The sequence below is a fragment of the Azoarcus indigens genome, from assembly GCF_004361735.1.
GTDB classification, from domain to species: Bacteria; Pseudomonadota; Gammaproteobacteria; order Burkholderiales; family Rhodocyclaceae; genus Azoarcus; species Azoarcus indigens.
The window spans coordinates 1-2,675 of the sequence record NZ_SNVV01000057.1 but is presented as its reverse complement, the minus strand read 5'-3'; the positions used below and the strand labels follow the sequence as shown (position 1 = coordinate 2,675).

Sequence of the window (2,675 nt, the reverse complement as noted above, 5' to 3'; positions counted from 1 at the left end):
CCTCGATGCCATTGTTGCTAGGAGTCGCGTCGGAGACGCTCGCAGGCGAACGCCGCCTGCCGGTGGTGCCGGACGTGCTGAAGAAATACCAGAGCCTGGGCGTTGTGCTGCAGATGCAACAAGGCGCCGGGCGCCCGGCGCACTACGGCGACGACGCCTTCGCCGGCGTGAGCTGGTCGGCCGACGCCGCCAGTGTCTACAGCGGCGCCGACCTCGTGCTGTGCGTGCAGCCGCCGCCGGCCGAGTCCCTCGCCGCCATGAAGCCGGGCAGCGTGCTGGTCGGCATGCTGCAACCCTGGGCCGATGCCGAGCGCGTGAAGCTCCTGCAGCAAAAGCAGATCACCGCCTTCGCGCTCGAACTCTTGCCGCGCATCTCGCGTGCCCAGAGCATGGACGTGCTCTCCAGCCAGGCCGCGGTGGCGGGCTACGAGTGTGCGCTGATCGCCGCCGACCACAGCCCCAAGTTCTTTCCCATGCTCACCTACGCCGCCGGCACTATCCGCCCGGCCAAGGTGCTGGTGATCGGCGCCGGCGTGGCCGGCCTGCAGGCCATCGCCACCGCCCGGCGCATCGGCGCCCAGGTCGAAGCCTATGACGTGCGCCCCGAAACCCGCGAACAGATCGAATCGCTGGGCGCGCGCTTCGTCGACACCGGTGTTGCCGCTGCCGGCACCGGCGGCTACGCCCGCGAACTCACCGACGAAGAAAAGGCCAGGCAAGCGGAAAGACTGGGCAAGGCCGTCGCCCAGTGCGACGCCCTCATCACCACCGCCGCCATCCCCGGCAAGCGCGCCCCGCGCATCATCACCGCCGACATGGTCGCGCGCATGAAGCCGGGCGCGGTCGTCGTCGACATGGCCGCCGAGACCGGGGGCAACGTCGAAGGCACCATCGCCGGGGAAAAGACCTGGATCGGCGAAGTGCTCGTCATCGGCCCCACCCACATCCCCAGCCGCATGCCGGTGCACGCCTCCGAAATGCTCGCCAAGAACCTCTACAACTTCATCTCCCCCTTCATCAAGGACGGCACCCTCGCCCTCGACTGGGAAGACGAAGTGATGGCCGGCAGCTGCCTCACCCACGCCGGCGAAGTCCGCCACGCCGGCGTCAAAGCCGCCCTCGGCCTGTAAGGAGCGCCCCACCCATGGAAGGCTTTACCGCCCTGTACATCTTCATGCTGGCCGCATTCACCGGCTATGAAGTCATCTCCCGCGTGCCGGTCATCCTGCACACCCCGCTGATGTCCGGCTCCAACTTCGTCCACGGCGTCGTGCTGGTGGGCGCCATGGTGGTGCTCGGCCACGCCGACGCCGACAGCCCGCTGCAGCTGGCGATCGGCTTCGTCGCCGTCTTCCTCGGCGCCGCCAACGCCGCCGGCGGCTACGTCGTCACCGAACGCATGCTCGCCATGTTCAACAAGAGCGGCAACAAGGAAGCCAAGAAGGGAGGCGCACAATGACCGCCAAGTGGTTCATCGACGCGTCCTACTTCGCCGTCGCCGTCGTCTTCATCCTCGCCCTCAAGGCCATGAGCTCCCCGGTCACCGCCCGGCGCGGCATCGTCTGGGGCGGCATCGCCATGGTCTTCGCCACCCTGGTCACCTTCGCCACCCCCGGCCTGCACAACGTCGGCCTGATGCTCGTCGCCATCGTCGCCGGCGCCGTGGTGGCCTGGTGGAGCGGCAAGACCGTCAAGATGACCGACATGCCGCAGATGGTCGCCATCTACAACGGCATGGGCGGCGGGGCGGCGGCGGCCATCGCCGCGCTGGAATTCGCCCGCGGCGAAATCCACGGCACCGTCGTCACCCTCCTCGCGGTGCTCGGCGCCCTCATCGGCTCGGTCGCCTTCTCCGGCTCCTGCATCGCCTTCGCCAAGCTGCAAGGCATCATGAAGAAAGCCTGGCGGCTGCCGGCGCAGAACGCGGTGAACGTGCTGCTCGCCCTGAGCGTGATCGGGCTCGGCGGCCTGATCGTCGCCGCCGACCGCCTCCAGCCCGGCCTGGTCATCGCCTTCTTCGTGCTCGCCCTGCTGCTGGGCGTCATCCTCACCAGCCCGATCGGCGGCGCCGACATGCCGGTGGTGATCTCGCTCCTGAACGCCTTCACCGGCCTGGCCGTCGGCTTCGAAGGCTATGTGCTGGGCAACCCGGCGCTGATCGTCGCCGGCATCGTCGTCGGCGCCTCCGGGACGCTGCTCACCCAGCTCATGGCCCGGGCCATGAACCGGCCCATCTCCAACGTGCTCTTCACCCCCCTCAGCGGGGCCGCCGCCGGCGGCGGCGAGCGCATCGAAGGCAGCATGCGCGAGTTCTCCGCGCTCGATGCCGCCTCGGTGATGCGCTACGCCAGCAAGGTCGTCATCGTGCCCGGCTACGGCATGGCGGTGGCCGGCGCCCAGCACAAGGTGTGGGAGATGGCGCAGCTGCTGGAAGAAGGCGGCGTCGAAGTCGTCTTCGCCATCCACCCGGTGGCGGGCCGCATGCCGGGCCACATGAACGTGCTGCTGGCCGAGGCCGGGGTGCCCTACGACAAGATCTTCGACCTGGAAGAGATCAACGCCGACTTCCCGCAGGCGGACGTGGCGCTGGTGATCGGCGCCAACGACGTGGTCAATCCGGTGGCGCGCACCGACAAGAGCAGCCCGATCTACGGCATGCCCATCCTGAACGTGGA

At 68.8% G+C, this 2,675-nt stretch carries 3 protein-coding genes; all 3 read left to right on the top strand.

Going from position 1 to position 2,675, the window contains the following annotated elements:
• Positions 1–5: 5 nt before the first annotated feature.
• Positions 6–1,130, top strand: a complete 1,125-nt coding sequence (locus tag C7389_RS24605; protein ID WP_133595300.1) for an NAD(P) transhydrogenase subunit alpha — start codon at positions 6–8, stop codon at positions 1,128–1,130.
• Positions 1,131–1,144: 14 nt separating this feature from the next.
• Entirely contained in the window at positions 1,145–1,459 is a 315-nt protein-coding gene (locus tag C7389_RS24600) for an NAD(P) transhydrogenase subunit alpha part 2 (RefSeq protein WP_133595299.1), read from the top strand.
• The coding region (locus C7389_RS24595; protein WP_133595298.1) for an NAD(P)(+) transhydrogenase (Re/Si-specific) subunit beta at positions 1,456–2,675 on the top strand (1,220 nt) is incomplete at its 3' end. The genes C7389_RS24600 and C7389_RS24595, both read left to right, overlap by 4 nt.